The 24,170-nt window shown below is 38.2% G+C and carries 23 protein-coding genes; 5 read left to right on the top strand and 18 right to left on the bottom strand.

Features of this window, described 5'->3' with window-relative positions; all coding sequences use genetic code 11:
- Positions 1-18: 18 nt before the first annotated feature.
- Positions 19-2,553, bottom strand: a complete 2,535-nt coding sequence (locus CEQ83_RS11195) for an AAA domain-containing protein (protein WP_155017238.1) — start codon at positions 2,551-2,553, stop codon at positions 19-21.
- A 301-nt stretch (positions 2,554-2,854) separates the two neighbouring features.
- Between CEQ83_RS11195 and CEQ83_RS11190 the strand changes: the two genes are divergently transcribed.
- Complete coding sequence (locus tag CEQ83_RS11190) at positions 2,855-3,892, top strand: LysM peptidoglycan-binding and 3D domain-containing protein (RefSeq protein ID WP_028413404.1); 1,038 nt, start codon at positions 2,855-2,857, stop codon at positions 3,890-3,892.
- A 20-nt stretch (positions 3,893-3,912) separates the two neighbouring features.
- On the opposite strand, the gene CEQ83_RS11185 is transcribed toward CEQ83_RS11190, so the two are convergent.
- The 4 genes from CEQ83_RS11185 to CEQ83_RS11170 form a co-directional block, all read right to left on the bottom strand.
- Complete coding sequence (locus CEQ83_RS11185) at positions 3,913-4,389, bottom strand: GNAT family N-acetyltransferase (protein ID WP_155017237.1); 477 nt, start codon at positions 4,387-4,389, stop codon at positions 3,913-3,915.
- A gap of 2 nt (positions 4,390-4,391) precedes the next feature.
- Complete coding sequence (locus CEQ83_RS11180; RefSeq protein ID WP_016764047.1) at positions 4,392-4,598, bottom strand: zinc ribbon domain-containing protein; 207 nt, start codon at positions 4,596-4,598, stop codon at positions 4,392-4,394.
- Between the two features lie 165 nt (positions 4,599-4,763).
- Entirely contained in the window at positions 4,764-5,585 is an 822-nt protein-coding gene (locus tag CEQ83_RS11175) for an MBL fold metallo-hydrolase (protein WP_028413406.1), read from the bottom strand.
- A 290-nt stretch (positions 5,586-5,875) separates the two neighbouring features.
- The gene (locus CEQ83_RS11170) at positions 5,876-6,085 is read right to left on the bottom strand and encodes a cold-inducible protein YdjO-related protein (RefSeq protein WP_014460174.1); all 210 of its coding nucleotides are present in this window, start codon (positions 6,083-6,085) and stop codon (positions 5,876-5,878) included.
- 144 nt (positions 6,086-6,229) lie between these two features.
- On the opposite strand from CEQ83_RS11170, the gene CEQ83_RS11165 reads away from it, so the two are divergent.
- A complete protein-coding gene (locus tag CEQ83_RS11165) occupies positions 6,230-6,679 on the top strand; it encodes a MarR family winged helix-turn-helix transcriptional regulator (RefSeq protein ID WP_014460175.1) in 450 nt (149 codons plus the stop codon).
- Between the two features lie 63 nt (positions 6,680-6,742).
- Here the strand turns inward: CEQ83_RS11165 and CEQ83_RS11160 are convergent, their stop codons facing one another.
- Both CEQ83_RS11160 and CEQ83_RS11155 read right to left on the bottom strand, forming a co-directional pair.
- Positions 6,743-7,162, bottom strand: a complete 420-nt coding sequence (locus CEQ83_RS11160; RefSeq protein WP_016764045.1) for an organic hydroperoxide resistance protein — start codon at positions 7,160-7,162, stop codon at positions 6,743-6,745.
- A 156-nt stretch (positions 7,163-7,318) separates the two neighbouring features.
- Positions 7,319-8,527, bottom strand: a complete 1,209-nt coding sequence (locus tag CEQ83_RS11155) for a DNA polymerase IV (protein WP_154972908.1) — start codon at positions 8,525-8,527, stop codon at positions 7,319-7,321.
- 164 nt (positions 8,528-8,691) lie between these two features.
- Between CEQ83_RS11155 and CEQ83_RS11150 the strand changes: the two genes are divergently transcribed.
- Positions 8,692-9,270 carry a DedA family protein gene (locus CEQ83_RS11150; RefSeq protein WP_028413408.1) on the top strand — a complete coding sequence of 193 codons (579 nt, stop codon included), beginning with the start codon at positions 8,692-8,694 and terminating at the stop codon, positions 9,268-9,270.
- A gap of 48 nt (positions 9,271-9,318) precedes the next feature.
- Here the strand turns inward: CEQ83_RS11150 and CEQ83_RS11145 are convergent, their stop codons facing one another.
- The 4 genes from CEQ83_RS11145 to CEQ83_RS11130 are packed head-to-tail and all read right to left on the bottom strand — an operon-like array spanning position 9,319 to position 13,080.
- Positions 9,319-9,798, bottom strand: a complete 480-nt coding sequence (locus CEQ83_RS11145; RefSeq protein ID WP_028413409.1) for an RNA polymerase sigma factor — start codon at positions 9,796-9,798, stop codon at positions 9,319-9,321.
- A 16-nt stretch (positions 9,799-9,814) separates the two neighbouring features.
- Positions 9,815-11,824 carry a DUF6449 domain-containing protein gene (locus CEQ83_RS11140; protein WP_154972907.1) on the bottom strand — a complete coding sequence of 670 codons (2,010 nt, stop codon included), beginning with the start codon at positions 11,822-11,824 and terminating at the stop codon, positions 9,815-9,817.
- Complete coding sequence (locus CEQ83_RS11135; protein ID WP_154972906.1) at positions 11,799-12,698, bottom strand: ABC transporter ATP-binding protein; 900 nt, start codon at positions 12,696-12,698, stop codon at positions 11,799-11,801. The genes CEQ83_RS11140 and CEQ83_RS11135 overlap by 26 nt, the downstream gene beginning before the upstream one ends.
- Complete coding sequence (locus tag CEQ83_RS11130; protein WP_013083081.1) at positions 12,691-13,080, bottom strand: GntR family transcriptional regulator; 390 nt, start codon at positions 13,078-13,080, stop codon at positions 12,691-12,693. The genes CEQ83_RS11135 and CEQ83_RS11130 overlap by 8 nt, the downstream gene beginning before the upstream one ends.
- Before the next feature lie 344 nt (positions 13,081-13,424).
- Here CEQ83_RS11130 and CEQ83_RS11125 point away from each other — a divergent pair, with 344 nt between their 5' ends.
- Positions 13,425-14,297, top strand: a complete 873-nt coding sequence (locus CEQ83_RS11125) for a selenium metabolism-associated LysR family transcriptional regulator (protein ID WP_047751008.1) — start codon at positions 13,425-13,427, stop codon at positions 14,295-14,297.
- 35 nt (positions 14,298-14,332) lie between these two features.
- Here CEQ83_RS11125 and CEQ83_RS27050 read toward each other — a convergent pair whose 3' ends face one another.
- The 4 genes from CEQ83_RS27050 to CEQ83_RS11110 form a co-directional block, all read right to left on the bottom strand.
- Positions 14,333-14,539, bottom strand: coding sequence for a hypothetical protein (locus CEQ83_RS27050; RefSeq protein WP_194273216.1), 207 nt, complete (start codon positions 14,537-14,539; stop codon positions 14,333-14,335).
- Positions 14,540-14,660: 121 nt separating this feature from the next.
- Positions 14,661-15,860 carry an MFS transporter gene (locus tag CEQ83_RS11120; RefSeq protein ID WP_155017236.1) on the bottom strand — a complete coding sequence of 400 codons (1,200 nt, stop codon included), beginning with the start codon at positions 15,858-15,860 and terminating at the stop codon, positions 14,661-14,663.
- Between the two features lie 218 nt (positions 15,861-16,078).
- Positions 16,079-16,456: a PH domain-containing protein gene (locus CEQ83_RS11115; RefSeq protein WP_028413413.1), complete on the bottom strand. Its 378-nt coding sequence runs from the start codon at positions 16,454-16,456 to the stop codon at positions 16,079-16,081.
- Between the two features lie 64 nt (positions 16,457-16,520).
- On the bottom strand, positions 16,521-18,668 hold the full coding sequence (locus CEQ83_RS11110) for a YhgE/Pip domain-containing protein (protein ID WP_155017235.1): 2,148 nt from the start codon (positions 18,666-18,668) through the stop codon (positions 16,521-16,523).
- 110 nt (positions 18,669-18,778) lie between these two features.
- Between CEQ83_RS11110 and CEQ83_RS11105 the strand changes: the two genes are divergently transcribed.
- Positions 18,779-19,954, top strand: coding sequence for an alanyl-tRNA editing protein (locus tag CEQ83_RS11105; RefSeq protein WP_028413415.1), 1,176 nt, complete (start codon positions 18,779-18,781; stop codon positions 19,952-19,954).
- A gap of 41 nt (positions 19,955-19,995) precedes the next feature.
- Here CEQ83_RS11105 and CEQ83_RS11100 read toward each other — a convergent pair whose 3' ends face one another.
- From CEQ83_RS11100 to CEQ83_RS11090, 3 genes are all read right to left on the bottom strand, one after another.
- Complete coding sequence (locus tag CEQ83_RS11100; protein ID WP_025752322.1) at positions 19,996-20,916, bottom strand: 1,4-dihydroxy-2-naphthoate polyprenyltransferase; 921 nt, start codon at positions 20,914-20,916, stop codon at positions 19,996-19,998.
- 234 nt (positions 20,917-21,150) lie between these two features.
- Entirely contained in the window at positions 21,151-21,390 is a 240-nt protein-coding gene (locus tag CEQ83_RS11095) for a hypothetical protein (protein WP_098112580.1), read from the bottom strand.
- A 145-nt stretch (positions 21,391-21,535) separates the two neighbouring features.
- Positions 21,536-24,148 carry a helicase-related protein gene (locus CEQ83_RS11090; RefSeq protein ID WP_028413417.1) on the bottom strand — a complete coding sequence of 871 codons (2,613 nt, stop codon included), beginning with the start codon at positions 24,146-24,148 and terminating at the stop codon, positions 21,536-21,538.
- Positions 24,149-24,170 lie beyond the last annotated feature (22 nt).

The raw sequence follows: 24,170 nt of genomic DNA, 5'->3' as shown, positions 1-24,170 counted from the left end.
CACGCCCTTTTCCTAAAGTTACAATAGATCTCTAGGCAAAACTTCTTTTTTGCACGATGGACAACATGCGTAGACGCCTTTATTTTCATCATACTCTACGTTCATCGGCTGCTTGCATGCTCTACATACAGCATGTACGTAGTTTAAATATTTTTCCACTAATAAACGTGTTGCCCCACTTGTTTTCCCGCAATAATAGCAAATAAACCTTACTTTTCCTTTTTTTGTTATCTCTACTTCTCGCATATGCTGACAGGATTCACAGCGATCCCAGCTACGAAGGTAATTACTCAAAGAATATTGTGGTTTATTTGTTTCTATATACATTTTTGTTTCTTGATTTCTTGTTTTATCTTCTGTAAAATCAATTGACCGAATAAGCTGTTTAGCGCCTAGCTTTGACTCAATTCTAGCTGCCATAAACGCTTCATTTTTTCCGCCGTAAGGCATATTGATCCATATAGTGGATTCATCGATGATAAGCAGTGACATCGGAACAGCAGATGAAATGACATGAGCACCGTCAATTCGAACTTCTTTTGGTTCACGAGTAAGAACGGTCACTTCACCTTTAAATGAATGTAACATCTCCCGTATTTCTTGAGGAACAAGCGAAGCATAAGGAATACACAATAAAATCTGCTGCCGAGCTTGATATAAATCTTTTTTTAACTGACTGCTGTTCGATGGATGGTACCAAATCAATTTCCGATGCTGAATGACTTCTTTTAAAAATTGCTGAGGTTGGTATACTTTTTGATTTTCGTTAAAGTGGTTGACCAACTTCCAGAACGCTCGCTCCTTTGGTACACGTTGCTGGACAAACGACTCGTCTGAAAGCATCATAAATTTTCCTTTTGAACGCGTCACCGCTACATTTACCAATCGGTCGCTATTTTCATTTGTTAAAAGTAAACCTGGTTTTGACTGCGGCTTTGTATCGACCGTATCAAAAATCATGATATCTCGTTCCGCGCCTTGAAATTTGTGTACGGTTGCTGCGATTATATCGCTGGCTGGTTCAATATCTTGAAGAAATGCATTAATCAATTTAGCTTGAGACTTATAAGGAGTCACATAGCCAATAGTAGCCGAAGAAGCTTTGCGTGCCCGCAGTATCAAACTTACCGCCAAAACAGCTGTTATCACATTATAGCGTGAACCGGAAGCGACATCTCGCATAGCGGAAGAATGCAACTGACCAATGTTAAGCATAAGCGCTGCTTCATGAGCAAACGGCCGGCTGCTTGCTACTACTTCTCGACTTGTTGTGACAGATGGATGATCCCCCACTCGATTGCTGTAAATATAGCGATTTGTAAAAGCTGAGATATCTTTATGCATTCTTCTTTGCTTTTTCAACATAAAAAGATGCGGATGGATCTCACCGCTTTCTACTTGCTCTACAAGACCCGTCTGCTCAAATAAATCTCGCTGCAGCCACTTCTTCACTTCAGCATGAGAAGATTGAGATACCGGGGGAAGCTGTTTAAAATCGCCGCATACGACAATTTTTTTCCCTAACGTAGCTGCAAAAGCAATTTGCGGTGCATATGCCATGCTTATTTCGTCTACCACAACCATATCAAATTCACTTTGATAAAGTAATCGGTCAATAGCCGCTTTTGATAAAGTAGTGCCTACAATATACGCTTGATCAAAAACATTTTTCTCCGCTTCAATCCACTTGTTACGAAGGGCGTTTAGCTTTTTATTAACTTGCTGAAGCTGGTGAGCTCTATTGGGATACCTGCTTAAGTAAACTCGTTCTTCTTGCAAATCACGCATCTCCTGAGCTAAATCCGGATCATCTTCTCCAATGACTTCTTCTACTTTTATATTTTCTAAGCCGCTGCTTTTTGTTGCTCCGTATCGAATGAGTTTTCCTTTTTTCCAAGCTTCTTTCTTTTTTAACTGACGTGCAGTTTCTTGCAGCAAACCGTCCACCGCTGCATTACTGTGAGATAATAAAAGGATCCGCTTTGATTTCCGGTAATAGCTTGCCGCGATTTTGGACAGCGTATATGTTTTCCCTGTTCCAGGAGGCCCCCAAATATAAGTAGTACGGTTATAACGCGCTCGCAGCAACACTTCATGAAGAGCGTTCTTAGACGTATACTCTTTATGACGAACAGGACTATCGCCTCTCATAAGACGTTTGATTCTTACTATTTTTTGCTTGTAGTCTTTTGCTTCCGTCAGTCTATCAATGAGCGCCTGCAATAATTCCCATGGTTCGTTATATATATCGAGTTCGTCTACTTCTTGTCCAATAAACGCATCTATTTTAAGGTACAAATCAAATCCTTCCGTTCCGATAACTTCTCCTTTACTTTCTTTATGCTGGTGGACAAGGCGTACCTGAGCTCCATCAAAAAGGTATAAATCGGCTGTGCGTTCAAAGCGGTAAAGATACGCATCTCCCTGCTGCCCTAAGTACTCTCCTTTTCCTACCGTATGCTTTTCTCCGCCGTGTTTCTTCATATAATTAATCTCAATTGAAAGTGCGCGCACCCATGCTTTTAAATATGAAGAGATAGAGCGTTTTTCCATAGATGTCTAACTCCCTTTTTATCCGTTCATTTCTAACTTGTCTATTCTATCATGTCATTTGAATATAGCATAGCTTCTTTCCTCTTCATTTTTATAAAAGGAGAACACCTTTTTTACTAGTCTATCTCTCCAGACAAATTAAGACTTTTTTCATCATAATCGTAAAAAAACTGCGTTTTTTCTATATTTTTAGACGTATTGTTACAAACTTGTAATATAAAACCTACCATTTTGTCATGAGTTTGTTACATATTGCTGATAGAATAAGAGACAACTATTGGAAATAAAGGAGAATTATTAGATGAAAAAACACATTTTTACATTAGGGGCCACAGCTTTAGTATCAATTGGAATTGCAGACGCAGCATCGGCTGACACAGACACGCATAAAGTAAAAGCTGGAGAAACGTTATTCAGCATCTCACAGCAGCATAATGTAACAGTTGAGGACTTAAAAAAGTGGAATGGTCTTTCTTCCACACTAATTTATGCAAACCAAACATTACAAATTGGATCTACATCTACTGACTCTTCATCTAGTTCAACTCCAACTACAACATCTTCAAATCATACATATACAGTAAAATCAGGTGACACGCTTTATCGTATCGCTAAAGACAACGGTACTTCTGTACAGCAGCTAAAAGAGTGGAATAACTTATCTAGTCATTTAATTTATGTGAATCAAGTATTAAAAATAAACGGAACAGGAACAGTTTCATCATCACCTTCAGCACCTGTACAAGAAAAAACAAACGAAACGCAAGCATCCCCGGCTCCTAGCAACAGTAAAAGTTATAAAGTTCAGCCTGGAGATACAATGTGGAGCGTAGCACAGCGACACGGCATTTCAATTTCTCAATTAAAACAGTGGAATAACTTATCGTCTAATACGATTTACATTAATCAAGTGCTACAAGTAGGCGGACAAGCTGCAGCTCAGGCGAAACCATCAACGCCATCACCTGCTGCTCCTTCAACACCGTCAACTTCAGCACCGTCGACTTCAACGCCGGCACCTGCTCCAGCGCAAGAAAGTAAGTCGGTTTCGAAAGAGATTACGGTTGAGGCAACAGCTTATACTGCTTACTGTGCGGGCTGCAGCGGAATCACTGCTACAGGCATCGACCTAAGGTCAAATCCTAATCGAAAAGTAATTGCAGTTGATCCTCGCGTGATTCCATTAGGTTCTCGCGTATACGTAGAAGGTTACGGAGAAGCAATTGCTGGAGATACTGGCGGTGCCATTAAAGGTACTCGCGTTGATTTATTTATGGCATCTCAAAGCTCAGCTTTAAATTGGGGACGCAAAACGGTAAAACTTCAAATTTTAGATTAATCATTAAAAGCAGAAGCGTGTTAGTCGCTTCTGCTTTTTAATTTCTTTTCAAACATAATCATATCGATAGCTTGCAGGCCATTCTCGTAAATCGGTGGAACGTACTGCAAAAAGAAATTCTTTTTGACACCGCTTTGATAAAAGCCTGCCTTTTTATAAAATGCTATGTTTTCAAGACTGGAGTCCGCTGTTCCTACAATCATTTTAGAATATTGGTTACGTTCATACAGTACTTCTAACTTTTTAATGACTTTGCTGCCGATTCCTTTTCCTCTGTATGCTTCTTTTAAACCGATATTCTTTACTTCTACTGCCGATTCCCCTTCATCGGTGAGGCACTGCACAACTCCTATCTCCTTCTTTTCATACACAATGGTAAATAAGGAACCTTCATTTATATACGACTTCACTACTTTTTCGTCTTCATCCCCTATTAATAGCAGGTTTAAATAGGAAGCGTGCCGGTCTTTATCAATTTCAATAAGGTTGATACTCATCTTTATCCTCCAAAAAATAAGTCAATAATATTGCTGCCTCTTGAAGATGATTTATTATATAGCTCTGAATACCCGCAGCTCGTGCAATATACCACAGTAAATTGATTGTGCTGAACGTCTAAGTATCTAGACAGCCCCGTTCCCGTTGTAGCAATTTCTTTTGTTTTTGCTTCTGTATGTCCGCATTTTACACAACCGTTTTTCCCCATTGCCATACTCCTTTACAAATAAAATAACTTCTTATTTATATAAACGGATATAAAAGGAAAAAGTTTCATTAAATTGATAAATAAAGGAAAGTAAGAAACCGCATATCCAACAGAAGATGCGGTTTCTTACTTTTAATATCAACGGGATGACTGTACACTCGATTTCTATAACAGCAATTCTCTTTTCATAATTTCAACGTTTTTCTGATGACATTGTGCCGTGAAATCAGATGGGAATGCCAATTTGTCGTTTAGCTTATCAAGCGCTTCTTTACTGTCTTCTTTCACTGCAGCTTGCAGTTCATCTAAATAAGAGCTGGCCATCTCCACTCGTCTTTGAATTTCAGCTCGATGATGTGTCGTTTTTCCGTGTCCGGGAACTAGCGTTAGATTTTGGTGCTTAGCTAAAATGTGTCGCGCAGTAGCAAGAGTGTCGCGGTAATCGTTTACACTTTCATATATGTACGGATATTCAAAGTCCGATAAATAATCCCCTGCGATCCATATTGAATTATCGACAATCATAAATAGTCCATCGTTTGTATGACCTTTTGCAAAATAACAGGTAATAGATGTTTCACCTAAGGTAATGTGCTGTTCATTTTCGGTTACCACAATATCCAGCTCCGGGAATATAATATCATGAGATCTTTTTATATAATAGTCATGATCAAACTGCTTAATCATTTGAACTTTTTCTTCTTTGTCCGGATGATTTTTTAAAAATTTGCTGCCGATAAAGGTGGCATTTAATTCTAAGAAAGCGCCATACCCAATGACATGATCAAAATCTCCGTGAGTAAAAAATACATACAGCTTGCGATGATTTAAAATCTCTTGAACATGCTGTTTAATTTCATTAATTTCGTGAGGAAGCCATGTTGGATCAACAACAATCACACAGTCTTTTGTTTCAATCACTGCAGATGTTGTTTGAAATAGCGCGCTTTCAAAAACCGTCATTTGCTCCGTTTTGTATTGAATCATAGAGAACAGCTCCTTATTTTTTCTATCACCCTTATTATAGCGGAAATAGAAAGATAAGGGCGCGTATGACGATTTATAAAACGAAACTATGCAAGATGTGATAAAATGCGGAACCAGCCAAACAATGAAATCCAAATAGGAATACTAAATAAGGTTCCCCAAAATAAACCTTTCAAAAAGTTCCCTTGATTCATTCTGATATTCCTCACCTTCATCGTATGTTGGTTCTTAGTCTAGCTCAGCTTAATGAAATTTTAGTGAAAAATAAAAAAGAAGCAGCTGCTTCTTTTTTATTTATTATAAAATTGGTGATCGTACTTAATTTTCGGCAGCTCGCGTACTTCCTGCGACATTCCTGTTCCGCACATCGGACAGTTATAATCAACCGTAACAAAATCTTCTCTCATCCACCCATTACATGATTCAGATTGACACGCATATACAGTCGTATCCATCATTTGATCTACTTCTTCTTCTACGGCTTTTTTTGCAAAATACATGTGCACAGCTCCCTTTTTTTCTTAGTATATGTAAAATTCCCATTTTTTATTTACAGCTTGATCACTTTTTCATCCAGCGTTATTGGACACCCCTATTTAATTGTGTATAATTAAATAAAAAGCAATAGACTGGAGGCAACATGAATGGAACAACTTTATAAGCAGCTGCAGCTAGAAAATCAGCTTTGTTTCTCAATTTACGCCACGTCTCGAGAAATTACAAAGGTGTACAAGCCGCTGCTCGATAAATTAGGAGTAACCTATCCGCAGTATTTAGCTCTTCTTGTTTTATGGGAACATGAAACACTCAGCGTGAAAAAAATGGGCGAACTTCTGTATTTAGATTCAGGCACCCTTACTCCTATGCTAAAAAGAATGCAGGATCAAGAATTAGTGATTCGTGAACGTTCTCATGAAGATGAACGCGTTGTTTTTATTAGTTTAACCGAAAAAGGAAAAAAATTACGTGATAAAGCTTGTCATATTCCAGAAGAAGTTTTTAGCATGACAAATAAGTCACAGGGAGAATTAGAAAAGCTGAAAGAAACGCTGCAGGAGTTACTGCAATCACTGCATACGTACAATCAAAAATAGACCATATAAAATTGCATATAAAAAAAACGCCTGGATTTCAGAAAAATCCAAGCGTTTTTTTATTTACTCAACCGTTGTATTTAACGTTACGTTAACATTTCCGCGCGTTGCTTTAGAATACGGGCAGAATTGATGTGCATCTTCTACTAGCTTCTCAGCTACTTCTTGTGAAACGCCTTTAATATGAGCGTTTAACACCACGCCAATTTTGAAGCCATCATCAGTGTGGTCTTTTAGTAGACTTACCTCTGCAGTAATAGACGAATCAATGTCTTTTTTTTGTTTCTTAGCGATTAAATTTAAAGCGCCGTCAAAACAAGCAGAATATCCTGCTGCAAACAGCTGCTCGGGATTTGTTCCTTCTTTTTTGTTATTTGGAGAAGGATTTACAAGGGTTAAATCAATAATACCATCATCTGATTTAACTCGACCATCTCGGCCTCCAACCGCTGTTGCTTTAGATGTAAATAGTGCGTCTGACATAAGATCACCTCATAGATTATTTTATGTAATTTCATTGCAGACAATTAAAAAAGTCGCAATCAAATTCATTTTGTAATCACTTTGATTACCGTGATAGTAATGTACTTCCCCTTCTATAATGAGTGTAAACCTATTATTTTATACAAAAAAAGAGAGTTACCTCTCTTCTTTTCCTCTTTGTTTTTTTAAACCGCTTTGAATAATGTTATCTCCATATTTTTCACGCAAACTTTCGACCGCTTTGTATAAAGGCTCTTTTTTTGCTTGTTCTCCGTATGTAAACAAATCCAACTGTTCTTCTTCTTGGAGCTGGTGACTCACTTGAAGAGCAGCTACGCCCAATAAACGAATCGGTTCTCCGTTCCAATGCTTTTGAAATAATACCGCACTGTAATGAAAAAGATCGTTTGGCTCGCTAATTGCTTTAGAAATAGTTTGGCTTCGAGTAATGGTTTTAAAATCACTATATCGTATCGTTAACTGAATCGTTTTGCTTACAACTTTTTTCGCTTTCATACGAGAACTCACTGAGTGCGATAGTTTATTTAAAATAGGCAGAACTTCATGTTCATCTACTGCATTTTGAGATAGCGTCGTAGAGTTTCCAATTGATTTAAACTGTGATTGGCGATCAGGGTTCACCTGTCGATCATCTTGGCCCCACGCTCGGTCTCTCATAACTTCTCCTTTTACTCCGAGAGTTTGTTTAAGAAGACCGGGAGCGGCATTTGCTAGATCACCGATCGTCACCACCTTAATCGCATTTAGCTTTTCAGCTGTCTTCTTACCGATTCCGTGCATTTCCTCTACGGCTTTTGGCCAAAGAACTGTCTTGACATCTCTTTTTCGAAGAACGGTAATTCCTAAAGGTTTTTGCATATCACTTGCAGTTTTGGCTAAAAATTTATTCGGTGCGATTCCAATTGACACAGGAATTTGCAGCGTCTGTATTAAATGCTGCTGAATGGACTTTGCTATGTCAAGAGGAGAGCCTAATTCAGCACAGTTTGTAATATCCAAATAGCCTTCATCAATTGAAGCGGGCTCTAAAAGAGGTGAAATGGTTACTAAATAATCAAACATGTTTTTGGACACTTGGCGATATAATGGAAAATTAGGCTTTATAACAACCAGCTCGGGGCATTTTCTTTTCGCTTCCCAAAGAGGCATAGGCGCATACACTCCGCGTTTACGAGCAATATAGTTACAGGTTACAACAATTCCTCTTCGTTCTTTTGGATTGCCAGCAATAGCAAGAGGCTTATCTTTGAGCGTATGATCATGTGCGGTTTCAACAGATGCATAAAAAGCATTAGCATCAATATGAAGAATAACTTTGCCGTTTTTAGGGTACATCATTTTCATACTATCACCTCTTTCTGTATAATTAATCCCCGAAAGAAGAACGTACATTCTTATTTATTATAACTCTTTTTTCCTAAGTTGTGCGTACCTATACTTTATTTTTATTTTGAGCGAACACTGTGTGTCACTCTCTCGTATTCTAATGAAGAAAGGAGGAAGAAAACGTGATTGATCAGCTTATCGGAGCCATTAACCAATTAGGCTACGGATATTTCTTTTTTATCATTTTAGTCGGAGCCAACCTTACTCCTATTCCTGACCCAGTATATATTATGCTTGCAGGCAGCCAGGCTACGTCTCCATCCGTTCAGTATATTCCAGCTTTTATACTTACCTACAGCGGCATGATGCTTAGCTTATACCTCAAGTTTTTGATAGCCAGTCTTTTTTCAGCTCAGGCGCTTGCGCTATTAAAACGCCCGCGATGGGAAAAGAATGTCATGAAAGTTGAGCGAACAATTCAAGAATATGGATCTCACGCCATCATCGCAAGCTACTTTTTACCAGGAATGCGACATGTGATGCCTTTTTTTCTCGGGGCAAGCGGAATGAATCATCGTCATTACATTAAAGTCTCATTTTCTTTTGGTTTCATTTGGACGCTGGCTTTATTTATTTTCGGTTCCTTTTTTAATACGACATCTTCTTATACTGATGTGATTGAGATCACTTTAGCTTTTTGTGCGATCAGTTTGATTATCTATGCCGTCCAAAGAAGAAAAATACGAAAAAAACAGCAGTAGTTTGTGTAAAAAAGTTCTTTTTCACAAACTGCTGCTGTTTCATTTATATTAAATGACTTCATTATATCCCTTCACAAAGTATTTGCGCGCGCGGTAAAGAGCTGATTTTAACGTAGTCATCTGCATATTTAATAACTCGGCAATTTCTTCATATTTAAATCCTAATCCATATTTTAACAGAAGCAAATTGCGATACTTAGGATTCAATTGATTTAAAATCGCCTGACATTCAGCCGCTTCTTCATTTCTGAGGACCTGCTGAATAGGCGTATACATAACGGGTTCTTCTTTGTAAGAAGACGTATAGCGGTCTTTCACTATTTTACGCCTTCCTAAGTCACAGCGTTTATTTAATGCGACGCGAAACATCCAAGCTTTTATTTTTTCAGGATCGACCATTTCTTGTTTTTCTAAATATTTTAATGCTACTTCTTGCGTAATATCTTCGGCGTCTTGTCTATTCACACCATTTTTTAATAAATAAGCCAGCACCTGATTTAAATAATCTTGTAATTCCTCGCCGCACATAATAAGTTCTCCCTTGTTATTTTAGTTTTTCTTTTAGTTCTGCTGGCAATTCATTTTCATTCAACATATAAATCTGAGGAGTATCTACTTGGTCTTTGTAATAAAAAGCAACAAGATAATCTCCCGTGTCTCGTAAGTTCGCATGTTGAAGAAGTGTTTCTACCTGCTGATTGTTTTTTACTTTAATTGCTTTCTCATCCTTCATTAGAGATGTAAACTCTTCTTGAAGACGATAATCGTTTTTAAGATGAGAAGAATTTTTAAACACTTCGGTTTTTTCTACGTCCTTTGGCATGAGACGAGCACGTTCATATAAACCCTCTTTTTTCAGCCATGCTTCTACTTCGCTATAAGACTTATCCCAAGATGCAGTTTGTACGTACTGTCCTTTTCCATCCATAAACTCAATTGAAGCCCAGCTTTCTTTTGTGCTGTACATTTCATCAAACGTTTCGTTCATCATCGACTGTTTGACTACGTGTATAAGTTCTTGTACTTTATCTGGATTTGTAATGTTGATTGAATTTGACTTTCCTTGAACAGAAAAACTCACGCTTTTAATTTTATCCGTGTTTTTTGTTCGTAAAAGCGGATGGAAATTTTCTTTGTATTCTTTTGTTTCTGCAATTTCTTTGTAAAAAGCTTTATAGTCTGAAAATGGAATAAAGTATTCTCGGACCATTTGTTTTCCATTTTTTAATTTATAAGCAAATACAGCCATTTTACCGTTTCTGCTTTCTATTTCACTTTGTTTATCAGGATCCAGCTTCTTATCTTTAGATGCTGTAATTTGTTTTTGCAGCTGACGAACACTCTGAATCGTTTCTTTACTTGTATAGTAATATGGAGCTTCATAATAGCCATTCATTCCATTTGCATAGTTTTCAGGTTTATCAGTCAATGGATATATATCTTCATCGAAATATACACTTTCAATCTCTGAAGCTGCCGGTACTTTAGTAGAGTAGCCAAATACATCTAAATGAATGATAAAGCCAACGATAGCTGCGGCTATAACAAAGCCTAGATACCCTTTCCATTTCGTAAAGATCCGCCACGTTTTATTTAAGATAATTTGAGCAACTATATAACCTATTAATGAACCAATAATATAGCCTACGACCATCCATGAAAATTCACCTTTCATGCTAATAAAGTAAAATCCGCCTAACATGAGTGAACAAGCGGTTACTCCGTATACGAATACCGGTTTTAACCAGCTAACTGAAATGGTTTGCGTAGCAGCTTCTACTTTTCTTTTTTTGTAGGTGATTAAAGCAATGATGTAAAATAAGACAATGAGTCCAATATAAACAAATGCACTAGTAGAAAAGCTTTTATGAGCTACCATTTGCGCTACGTGTGAAAACGGAACAAGGCTGTCAACATTTTTGTTCACGTAATAGTCATACGCATAGCCGTACCAGTAAAACTTTACATTGGATATAGCTAAATAAGAGATTCCGCCGGGTAGAAGAAATAGAACATATAAAAAGATTCCTTGGAGGACAGACATTCCGGTGAACATTCCCGCTAAAACAGTTCCAGTCAGCACAAATAAATTAATTAAAATACTGTAACCGACCCAGCTTAGAACATCTCCTGTTGTATAAACATCCTCAACGGTTAAAACTCCTTTAACGGCAAAAGTAACGACTCCCGTAATTAAAATAGGAACAACTAAAACCAACGCGCCCAGAAGCATATTTTGATGAAACAGTGTAGAACGCTTAATTGGTAAACTATGAATATAGTCAGCCGCAATCTTCGTTTGGATATATCTAAATAGGAAAATACCAAGTAACACTGGTACAACAAACATAAACACAAATTCCAGCCCATCCAATACGTTAAATAGCGTATCTGGTTTTTCTATATAAGGCTCTACCTTTCCTGTGAAAGTAAAAATCAGTTGTAAAGGTAAAGCGAACAGCAGTACTAGCAAGTATACAAGCCCAATCCATCCCACGTTTCTCATAGATTGAATCCACATGCCGCGGTTAAACGATGATGTTTTCGATTGCATAACCCACATCCCCCATTTCATAAATAAAGATTTCTTCCAGCGTAAGTGGCAAGATGTCAAAAATTAAAGGCTTATACGATCGGACTTTGTTTACTAAGTGATTTTCTTTTCCTCGAACAATACAAAGCAAGACGCTTCCTCGTTTTTCTTGATATAAAATGTCTAGCGTGTCATAAAGCGCTAGCGGCACATCTCCTTCGAATGCAACTTGAATTTTGTGCACATCAGACTTTAAATCATCCAGCTCTTTTTCAATTAATAATTGACCGTGATGCAAGATGCCTACATGATCACACAGATCTTCCACTTCTCGCAGGTTATGTGACGAAATTAAAATCGTCATTTCCCGTTCTGCCACGTCTTGAACAAGAAGGTTTTTGATTTTTTGACGCATTACCGCATCTAAACCGTCGAGCGGCTCATCTAAGATAAGTACATCAGGCATAGCAGACAGCGCTAACCAAAATCCTACTTGACGCTGCATTCCCTTGGACATTCTATGTACCTTTTTATGTAATTGAATTGGGAAAGCTTCTTTTAATTTTTGGAACCGTTCTTCGTTCCAAGTCGGATAGACGCTTCTATAAAAAGACGCTAATTGCTTAATCGTTGTTTGAGGGAAAAAATAAAGAGAATCTGGCATAAAAATAATACGTTCTTTTAAACCAACGTTTTCGAATACTTCCTCGCCGTCTATGGCAATCTTTCCGTGGTCCTGGTTGTAAATACCTGCAATGATTTTTAATAGCGTTGTTTTCCCTGCCCCGTTGGAGCCAAGCAGTCCGTAAATAGATCCTTTTTTTATAGAAAGCGTGACGTCTCTTAGAGCTTCCATTTCTTCAAACTCTTTTTTTATCGCCTTCAGTTCAATCACTATCGCTTCCTCCTTTTACTGCTTTTTCAGCCTGTGAAATAAGTGATAGAATTTCATCTTTGTCCATTCCTAAATACATAGCTTCTGCCAACAGCTTTACTAATTCTTCTTTCATCTTTTTCACCTTCTCGTTATTTAGTGTATCAACTTGAGGCGTTACAAAACTTCCTTTGCCTGGAACTGAATAAATATAGTTTTGATGTTCTAGTTCACGATACGCTTTTTGAATTGTATTTGGATTAATCGTTAATTCTTTTGCTAACAGCCGAACAGATGGAAGCTTTTGATCGGCCTTAAAGACTTCATGAATAATAAGCTCTTTCAATTTATCTACTAATTGCTCGTATATCGGCTTACGACTACGAATATCTAAATCGAACATAGTCTGCCTCCCTTCATCTACCCAAAATCATGATGTGTGTACTAGGTGTATTAACTGTATTACTTATCGCATTACAGTTAATATTATAGTATGTTTTCTGGAAAAAACAAGTACTTTTTTTACTTTTGTTACAAATAGATGACAAAAAAGTGTTTAATAGCTTTATAGATGAAACAAAAATAACTGTAAACAAATTGCGCAGGCTGCCTTCGTTGCAAGCCAACATACTCCTTTAAGTCAGCACCTTGTTTTACTTTTCTTAACCAAGTGCCTCTAGTTATTACCATAATAATGTTTTATAATGTTTATAATTAATTTTTTTAATATAAAAGGAGCCATACTCTATGTACTATGATGCGTTAAAGACGTTTGTTTCTGTTGTAGAAGAGCAAAGCTTTACAAAAGCTGCGGAAAAATTAATGATTTCACAGCCAAGCGTAAGCGTACACATCAAAAATCTCGAAAAAGAATTTCAAACTTCCCTGTTCCTGCGTTCACCTAAAATGTTAAAAATCACACCCAGCGGCGAAATTTTATACGATCGTGCTAAACAAATGATTCAAATATATGAGCATACGAAACGAGATATTTACGAACACCATCACCGTGTCAAAGGAATGCTAACGATTGGCGCCAGCTTTACAATTGGCGAATATATTCTTCCTTCCTTTTTAGCAAAGCTTCGTGAACAATATCCTGATATTGATGTAGAAGTGACTATCGGTAATACAAAAGAAATTGCTCAGCTTGTTCGTCATTTCAAAGTGGATGTAGGGCTTATTGAAGGTCACACGGAAGAGTCCGATTTACATATTCAGTCCTTTATGGACGATGAACTTGCCATCGTTGCGTCAGTGGATCACCCTTTGGCTCAGCTTAAAAGAGTAGAAATTGATGATTTACAAAACCAGCGGTGGGTAGCGCGTGAAAAAGGCTCTGGAACAAGAGAATATTTAGATCACGTTCTAATGTCCAACGGTTTAAAAATGAAAAGCATGCTAACAATCAGCAGCAATCAAGGAATTAAAGAAGCGATTGTTCACGATTTAGGAATGTCTGTACTCTCGCTTTGTGCTATTAAAGAAGATGTAGAACAAAAGCACCTATCGATTCTCAACGTTAACACCGCTCCTTTTAAGCGCCGTTTCTCTTATATCTATCCTGCTAACAGCGCTCATAAAAAAGTAGCGGAGCTTTTTATCCAGCTTTTAAACTAGGGAATGAAATTAAGACATAACTAAATTACTTCAATCTAAAGACTAAAGTAGCTAGTATAAATTACTTGCGACACCGCAGTTGATTTCCGTGCAAGACTTCGCTTTCCGCGGGCGTCCGTTAAGCCTCCTCGTCGCTTCCGCTCCTGCGGGGTCTCACCTGTTCCGCTTTCCCCCAGGAGTCTCCGTCTTGCCCTCCAATCAGCTGCTAAAAGGAACGAAACAGATGAAACTATGTTCACCATAACAAAAAAAAACGAACCACTAATCAAACATGTTGATCAATGGTTCGTTTTTCACTTGGGCTAAAATCCTTTTGTACCGGCCTCTTTTTTTAAATCAATAGCTATATGTCTTTACATTTTCTTAGTGAACATGCGTCTGCTGAGCCGGCATTTTTGACAAACGAACAGCTAAGAAAAAGGCTGTTGTAAGAAACACACCAATTAGAGCAATCACACCTTTCCAGCCGTACGCGCTCCAGCATAAGCCGGCCGCAGTCCCTCCAATGCTCGATCCTGCATAGTAAAAAAATAAATATAAAGACGAAGCCTGCGCTTTGTCATGCGTTGCTCTTCTTCCTACCCAGCTGCTTGCGATGGAGTGACTTCCGAAAAAGCCAAACGTCAGTAGCAAAAGCCCGGTAATTTTTATCCATAAAACGGGATGCAGCGTAACGATTGAACCTATAAGCGTAACAGCAATCGTACATAACAGCACCTTTTTCCGACCGTATCGATCCGCCAGCGTCCCCATCCAGACTGAGCTGAATACTCCTACAAAGAAAATGACAAAAATAAAACTTACAAGCGTATGATCCCAAGAATACGGAGGAGCAGATAAAGCGTATCCGATATAATTGTATAATGCTACGTTACTTCCAAGCAGTGCAAAACCAATAGCAAAAAGACAAAGCAGCCCTTTATCTTGAAGATGACTGCGAAGAGAGCCGGTGAGCTGACGAAGTTCAAATGACCGAGAAGTAAAGTTCTGTGAATCAGGCAAGTTCATAAAAAAAACAAATGTGGCCAATAAGCTGATTACGCTTACAACATCAAGAGCTACAGACCAGTTAAAATACTCCGTGAGCACTCCTGTCATAAGTCTTCCCGCTACGCCTCCAAAGGCGTTTCCGCTTATATAAATCCCCATCGCTTTTCCTAAACTCCCGGGTTCAATTTCTTCTCCTAAGTAAGCCATGGCCACAGAAGGCAGCCCTGCTAACACGATTCCTTGAATAACGCGAAAAATTAACAGCGTTTCAAAGGTAGAGCTAAATGCTGTCATGATACATAGCAATGACGCAAAAATTAACGATAGGCCCATCAGTTTCTTTCGTCCCCACACTTCCGACAAAGAACCTAAAAAAAGCATACTAACCGCAAGCGTGATGGTCGTTAACGAAAGAGATAAACTCGCAAAAGCCGGAGATATTCCAAATTCTTTAGAAAACTCGGGTAAAATGGCCTGTGTACAATATAAAATCGAAAATGTGTTGAAGCCTGCTGCAAAAAGCGCAACATTTGTTTTGCGAAAAGCCGATGTTCCAATTACGGTATAACTCACAGTTGGTCACTTCCTTTTTTCTCTAAAAAAAGCATATCACGGTTTTTTTATTCTGTATAATTCATTATGTAAATCGTTTTCATGCATTTCAGTAATGAGTAAAATGGCAATAGGAATGGACAAAAGCCTGAGTATTTTCAAACGACTGTATGCAAGACTGTTATGCTTTCTTGCTTTACACACAAAAAAATCGAGCCAATTTTTCATGGCTCAACTTTTTAATTCAATACATAAGATGCTAATACTTTTTGCACGTCGTAAATGCTTTTATCTTTACGAAATTCTTTTGAGATGGGCGCACTAGAACCAGATACCCAAATATTTAATTCGGCATCTAAATCGAACGTTCCAGCCGTTTCTACGCTAAAATGTGTAATCGTTTTATAAGGAATGGAATGATAATCTGTTTTCTTTCCCGTCACTCCTTGCTTATCAACGATAATTAAGCGTTTCGTCGTAAACACCATTAAATCGCGAATGACTTTATACGCTTGTTCCACTCGCTCGTTGGCAATTAAAATGTTTTGTAAATCTTTTTCAGTTCCTCTTATATCTGCTTCTGATGCATTTCCTAATAGTCCATCTAATATACCCATGCTTATCACTCCTTTCTATCTACACTACCGCATTTTGTTCTGTCTGGAAACCCAAAACGTTTTTTTAATGAATTAATTTACTTTCACGCGCTTTTTTTGTTAATTTTGCACTCGTTTTACTAAGAGGCTTGTGAAGAAAAATGCCAACGAGCAGCACGCCAAGCCAAATGCAAAGTAGAACCGTAACGTCTTTTCTTACAATATCCGCTAACATGCCTCCTACAACTTCTCTCATCATGCTTATTGCGTAGGTAAATGGCAAAAACGGATTGAGTGCTTGAAAAAAAGCAGGCACGACTTGAATCGGAAATGTACCGCCTGCAGCAGAAAGCTGAAGTACAAGCAAAACAATCGCCATCGCTTTTCCTGCATTGCCAAATATCGCTACAAGTGTATAGACAATAGTCATAAACACGAAGCTGCACAGCAAGCCTAAAAAGATAAAAGGCACTTTATCTACGACGTACGTTTTGATTAAAAATAAATCGCCTAGCGTCACAATAAAAGCTTGCACAAGAGCAATAGACAAAAACGTTAAAAGTCTTCCAAGATAGACTTCATAGCTTTTGAACCGCTCTTCATCCGCTACTTCTACGCTTAAAATTGAAACTAACAGCAAAGCTCCGACCCACAAGCAAAGCGTTGTATAAAACGGCGACATAGCCGAGCCGTAGTTCGGAATAGGATAAAGTCTTTCTTCTTTTAAAAGAACCGGCTTAGCAAAAAAATCACTTTCTTTTTGTACATCGTTTTTTAACAAATTAATAATATCTTCGATGTTTTCTTTTCGCTGAAATTCGCGTATTTTATCCGCTATATTGTGCACGTTTTGTTCAATTCGCGGAAAGTCTTTTGTTATTTTCGCAAGCTCCTGCTGTCCGAGCAAAATGCCACTCGCTGTTTTAGACAGCACGTTCGAAACATCCGGCATGCTTTTATTGGCTTCATCAAGCAGTGCGTTTGCGCTTGCTGTTTTATCTTTCGCTTCTTTGATAGCTTGTTCAATAGCCGGCACAATCGTAGAAGAATACGAATTCGTTAACGTATTTAATTTAGAAACAGCTTGGTCGGTGCGAGAGCTGAATTTCTCAAGCACACTTGGATCTGGTGCACCTCCATTTTTTGTTTGCTGCTGCAAGTCGTTTACATCCGACAGCTGCTGCTGTAAAAGCGTATGTACACTTTTTATTTGATTAATAACCGGTGAAAGAACGTTCCCTTGAGACACCGCATTTACATCCGTAAGAAGCGTAAGGATCTCTCCTGTGTCAGCAACTTGTTTTGTTAACTGCACTTTTAGCTGTTCCGCTGCTGCGCTGACTTCAGCCGGCGCTATATCTTTTTCCATCAGCTGATTCTTCAATTCTTGAACTCTGAGAGCTCGTTGTTGAACACGGTGCAGCGTTTCGCTGATCGTTGGCTCAGCGTTTTTTAACACTTCATCGCTTTTAGTTAAAAAAGTGTTTAGCTGCTGAGTCATCTGTGCGCCGTCAGCTGTTAATCTCTCTACTTCAGGAAGAGCGGCCTGAGCTTTCGATACAATAGCTCCAGCTTTTTGAGTGGTGTCATTCGCTTCATTAATCACTTTTTTGATTTCAGGAAGACGATTTTCAAGTTCAAAAATTCGTTGTTCAACTTGTTGAATGGTCGGTAAATCCCGCTGCAGGGTAATACCTAGTTCGTTAAAAACAGAAAAAATGGCTCCATTCGCTGTTTTGACGAATTTTTCACTAATCTGTTGTGTTAAGCTGCTGGCTCCTTTACTTGTAATTTTAGGCGCCACGGCGTTTATTTTTTCGTTTACTTTGTAAATAATGACCGGCTTTTCCAAACGATCTTGAAGAACGGTACCAAGCTTTTGTGAAAAATCTTTTGGAATAACAATACTTGCATAATAGTCTCCGTGCTTTACTCCGTGATCAGCTTTTTCTTTTGAAACAAACGTCCATCCAAGCGTTTTATTTTTCTTTAATGTTGCAATAATATCTTTTCCCACGTTTACGTGCTGCCCTCTTATCGTAGAACCTTCGTCTTCGCTCGTTACTGCAATGGCAATACCTTCAGTCCGCCCGTATGGATCCCAAGATGCTTTTATATTAAACCATGCGTAAAAAGACGGCAGAATCATAAGCGTCAGCACAATGATAATCATCGCCCAATTGGTGAAAATTCTTTTTAAATCGCGCGTATAAATATAAACAGTATTTTTCATATGTCCCACCCAGTTTTATTATTACAAGTTAGCTTATCCATGTTCGAAGAAACATATTTCTGATACTATAGAAAAAGTTAGATATGGTTTTAGTAGAAAGGATGATGAACATGACAGAAAGACTTTATTATAGCAATCCCTACACAAAAACGTGGGAAACAGAAGTGACAGAGACGCGCGCTCTTTCAAATGGCTACGCTTTAACATTAAAACAAACTGCTTTTTATCCAGAAGGCGGCGGACAGCCTTCTGATTACGGTACTATTGCCGGAATTGAGGTAAAAGATGTGTACGAAGAAAATGGAGAAGTCTATCACCTCGTTGATACGCTACCTGTACAAACGAACGTCACGTGTGAAATTGACTGGAATCGCCGCTTTGATCATATGCAGCAGCATAGCGGACAGCACTTACTTTCAGCTCTATTAATTGATACATATGATATTCATACCGTTAGCTTTCATTTAGGAAGCGAAGCTGTCTCTATTGATTTAAATGTGCCTCAGTTATCTCATGAGCAGCTATTACACATTGAAAAAGTTGTAAACGACGCTATTTACAGCAACCGCCCCATTAAAACGTACGAAGTGAAAAAGGAAGACTTACATACTCTTGCGCTTCGCAAAGTGCCCGAGCTAGAAGACGAAGTGGTACGCATCGTAGAAATTGAAGGCATTGATGTTTCTGCCTGCTGCGGTACTCATGTGAACCAAATTGGAGAGCTGGGTCTCATTAAACTTACAAAAACAGAAAAGCAGCGCGGCAATACACGCCTCTTTTTCAAATGCGGTATGCGTGCATTAGCTGATTATCAGCAGTCTCAAGAAATCGTAGCAGAACTTAGCAACAAATTCAGCACAAGCCGTGAATTAGTTGTAGAACGAATTAAAAAATTGGAGACTGAACAAAAAGAGCTGCAAAAACAACTAGAAGAATTAAAAAATGAAAATGCAGCTTTTTTAGCAAATGAATTAGAAGCAAAAAAAGAGGGATCATTTCTGTACCATCACTTTGAAAACCGTACATTAAAAGATGTGCAAGCTTTGACAAAGCAGCTGCTTCAAACGCCTGATACGACGCTTCTTTTTGCTTTTTCAAGTGATCAAAAAGTCTTACTGGCTCACAGCGGCAGTGAGGTAAAATGCGGAGAGCTTTATAAAGAGCTGCTTCCGCTTTACGATGGAAAAGGCGGCGGCGGACCAAAACAAGCTCAAGCCAGCTTTTCATCTTCTGAAAATATGAACGCATTTCTTAGCGCGGTAAAAGAAAAAATAACTGGAGCATAACAAAAAGCCTGTCTTTAAAAAGACAGGCTTTTTCAACACAATCAGCTTACTAAATAGCCAATTAATAACCCAATTGATAAAGTAAATCCAAAAAACGTATTTGTTTGAGCAGTTGCTTTCATTGCAATAAGCTCTCCGCGTACAAATGCTTGTACGGCTTGAATTGGCTTAGGTGCACTAAGAAACACTAAGAAAATCCAAGGACTAATATCGAAAAATACAACTAATGCAACGGTCCAAATATACGCAATGCCGAACAAAGCAGCTAAAAATCTGATCGCATTTTTAGAACCTAATAAAATAGCTAGCGTACGTCGTCCCCCTTTTGTATCTTCTTCTATATCACGAATGTTGTTAGACAAATTAATCGCGCCTACTAAAATCGCAATAGGGAGTGATACAAAGATGCTTTCAGACGTTACGGTATTCGTTTGAATAAAAAATGAAATCAACACGAACATCGCGCCCATGCACAGACCTGAAAATAACTCTCCAAACGGCGTATACGCAATCGGAAGCGGTCCGCCTGTATACAAATAACCAATCGCCATACCGACTAATCCAACTAAAGCAAGCCACCAGCTGCTGTTTGCACATATATATACGCCTAAAATAAGAGCAATTCCATAAGAAATCAGTGCTAAATTTAATACCGTTTTCGGCTTCATTCCGTGTCTGACGATGGCTCCTCCAATTCCTACGGAGTCTTCTGTGTCTAACCCGCGTTTAAAATCATAGTACTCGTTAAATAAGTTCGTCGCAATTTGAATCCACAAACATGAAAAAAGCATCGCTAGGAACATCCAAACGTTCACATGGCCATAAAACATAGCTAGAACTGTTCCAATCAAAACGGGTACAAACGATGCCGTTAACGTATGAGGACGGGTTAATTGCCACAAAATTTTCCCTTTACTGTACTGCTCGACTGCAGCTTTGTTTTCTTTGTTATGACTTGTCATCATCCTCTTCCCTTCTATTACGAACCGTATCTCTATTTAAAAGTGCTGCTTTTAACATAATGAATGATAGCAAACTTACTCTAAGACAATACACGTCCGCCCAACAAAAAAATCACGGAATCCTTTAAAATATAAGTTCCATCTTATATCATAATAATTTATTGCTCTTTTTACAAGATGACCGCTTATACATTTCCGGCTTTTTTCTACAAAAATCTGCTTTGACACGGAAATTCATAGGAAAAAGATTAAAAGCCTGTATGAAAAATGAGATTGAGACATAACTACATCAATGCCATCTAAAGAAGCACAAATGGGATACACGAGCGGAACAGCTTGTGACCCCGCAGCTGATTTCCGTGCAAGACGTCGCTTTCCGCGGGCGGCCGCTGAGCCTCCTCGTCGCTTACGATCCTGGGGGGGCTCACCTGTTCCGCTTCTCCCGCAGGAGTCTTTGCCTTGCCCTCCAATCAACTGCTAGAAGGAACGAAACACATGAAAGCTACCTTCACAATAAAAAAAGCCGAACGAATTGGATTCTCAATCGAGAATCGAACTCGTTCGGATCTTCCTTTAACTAACATACGTTCATACAAGCCTCTTTTTTTATCACTACATCTTAGTAATTAAAATCGTCGTCCCCGTGTCTTCTGCGAAATCTTTTATGAAAACACGAATCGCATATCGCATGATCATGATTCCAAGGAAGGTCTTTAGAACACGCACTGCACGTTCTTTTAAATTTTTTCATATCTTTTCTTAATACGTCATGTATTTTGTTTGTAAGCTCTTCTCGGACACGCTCCCAGTAAATAGCTTCGGGTCTTCTATCCATTCGATATAGAAATAAAAGATGCAGGCCAATCGCTTTATAAGACAGCTCTAATTTTTCGAGTGAACCTTCTATTATCCTTGGTTCAGGTAATTCTTCTCTGTTAACAATTGCATTCATGCTAGCCACCCACTGCTTTTTCAAAGAGCTTTCTTTTGCTGAAAACGGCAGCTGCAAGTAACCATATAAATCAACAATGGGCATTTTCGCTTCAATCAGCGTGTCTTTCACTTCCTCATAAAGCTCACGTTCTTGTGCCAGGTTTGATTTTTGTGTACCTTTTGGATTTTTAAATTTAGCCCACATGTCAAAAAACGTTCCGAGGTCATGATGATATTCTTTAAATCTTCTTAGCATATCTGAAGTAGGCGCAATTGAAAATTTGCTGATTTGCTCGTCTGTTGAAAATAACAGTTCTCTCATTTGCTTTGCATCTTTAGCGAATGCAACTTCTCCCACATTATAGAGACCCTTTCTTCCAGCACGACCTGCAATTTGCTTTAACTCTTGAGAAGTCAACAACCTCCGTTTTTGCCCATCAAATTTCATGTTTTCTAAAAGCACAATTCGTCTAATTGGAAGGTTTAACCCCATTCCAATTGCATCTGTAGACACAATGACAGTTGTTTCTCTATTAATGAACTGCTCAATTTGTTTTCTTCTTGTTTCAGGCGGCATACTTCCATAAATCACGCTCACTTTGTGACCATCTTTTTCTAGCTTAGCTGCTGTCTGGAGCACCTTTTTACGCGAGAAAACAATTAAAGCATCTGCGGGTTTCACTTGTTCAATTTTGAAATTTCGAAGATCTACTTTTAAAGGTATATCTCTTTCGTACTCATAAATTTCTGAGATCACACCGTCTAACATCTCTTCTAACATACTTCGAATGCTTAAACTTCCGATCACATGAACTTGTTTGGCATTAGCTCGGGTTATGGCTTTATACCATGAAAACCCCCGATCTCGGTCTTGAATCATCTGTGCTTCATCAATTACGGTTACATCGCCATGTTCTAATTCACTAAACATTTCTACCGTACCGGCCATGTGCTGAGCGTCTTCAACAATCTTTTCTTCTTCACCTGTTTTTAACGAACAAGCAACTCCGTCTTTATTCAGCTTTTCAAAAACTTCTAAAGCTAACAGGCGAAGCGGCGCTAAGTAGCTACCCGAAGCAGCTTTCTTTAATGACTTTAATGCTGTATACGTTTTTCCTGTGTTTGTATCACCGAGATGAAGAATGTATTCCGTTTCTTTTCTTGGGTCCATTTCGTATTCTGCACCAAAAATATAATTTAACTGTCGCTGTTCTTCTTCAATCAGCTTGTTCTTTTCTTCACGTTCACGTTCTTGTTGTAATCGTCTTTCTTCCAGCTGCTGTGCATATCGCTTTTTATGCTCTTCGATCGTTAAGTTGTGATCTGAAACTTCTAGTACATCGGAAAGCTTTTCTTCTACAAGCATTCTTTTATATTCATAGACCAAATCCGATAAATCACTTCTGAGTGCTTTTATAATATCCATTCGTGTTACCGAATCATTTGTATAAGATTTATACTTTTCTTTAAATGAAGCAGGAAGGTCATCCATAATCATAGTTGGAATGATTTCATAAATTTTATCGGTGATAAATACCTCGTATACATCTTCATACGTTTCAAACAAGATAATCGTTGAATATCTGTCTAATTCTGAGCTTACGTTCCCGGTGATCTCTTGAAAAAAGTCATGAACCGTTTCATAATCATGACGTGTTAAATCGCCGTTTTCTATTAATTCATCTTCAAGCTCAGTATGCGGCGCATAGTTTTCAATATACTTTGAATTTGTTTCAATGTCTTTTGATAGCTGATGTGAAAGCTGTTCTCTTATATGTAGGTAATACAGCTCTTTGTTTACTTCCAAAATAGGAGCTGCTTCTAAATTTAACTGTAATTGATATCTGGCTTTTCGATCATTAATACTTTGCTGTCTTTCTTTCTCTTTTCTTTCTTCTTCTTTTTTGGCAAATTCAACTCTTGCTTCTCCGTATAGAGATAGCCACTCTGCTTTATTGCCCTTTCCGTACTGCTTTTCTAACCAAGAAAAAGCATCAAATTCTATACCTTTTCTCGTTTCTTTAGCAAATAACTTATCGATAGCTTGAGGTTTATATCCTTTTATCTCAAAGCCTCTTTCTGTTAAATACGATCTTCTGTTTTTCTTAGATACAGAAGAAACAACTATTTTTCTCCACGCAGTCCCCCAGGCTTTTTTAATAAAAGAGTGCCTGTCTGTTAAATACGTCTCTAAATCCGGACATTCGTCTTGTTCACCTAATACGCTTTTTATATCCTGTAGCAATGTATGCTTAGTTTTTTCAATGGCCCTGCTTTGAATAGCCTCTAATTCGAGCATAAAATTCTCCTTTGGAAAGTTT

Source organism: Priestia megaterium (assembly GCF_009497655.1).
GTDB classification, from domain to species: domain Bacteria; phylum Bacillota; class Bacilli; order Bacillales; family Bacillaceae_H; genus Priestia; species Priestia zanthoxyli.
Note: the sequence above shows the minus strand (reverse complement) of the source record. Positions and strands in the feature narration are given on the sequence as shown.